Source organism: Mammaliicoccus sp. O-M54, assembly GCF_022386035.1.
Lineage (GTDB): Bacteria > Bacillota > Bacilli > Staphylococcales > Staphylococcaceae > Mammaliicoccus > Mammaliicoccus sciuri_A.
The window spans coordinates 1-255 of sequence record NZ_JAJNJE010000033.1; the positions used below are offsets into that span (position 1 = coordinate 1).

Here is a 255-nt window from a genome sequence, read left to right on the forward strand (position 1 = left end):
CAACTGTTATTGTGAATGTTGTTTCTGTTTTGTTGCCTGATTCGTCTGTTGTAACTACTGTTACATCATAGCTACCTACTGTTGTTGGTGTACCTGAAATGGTATTTGTCTCAGGATCATATGTCACACCTTCTGGTAGTCCTGATACTTCATGTGTCACTGGTTTTCCACTATTATCTTGACCATTCAATGTTATATCTTTGATTGGTGTGTTTACTTCTGTTGTTTGGTCTTCAATAGAATCTACCGTTGGTG

1 protein-coding gene is annotated in these 255 nt (G+C 37.6%); it reads right to left on the reverse strand.

From position 1 onward, the window contains the following. Window positions 1–255, reverse strand: a 255-nt coding sequence (locus LQ673_RS14760; protein WP_239745125.1) for an Ig domain-containing protein, incomplete at both ends; no start/stop codon positions are given.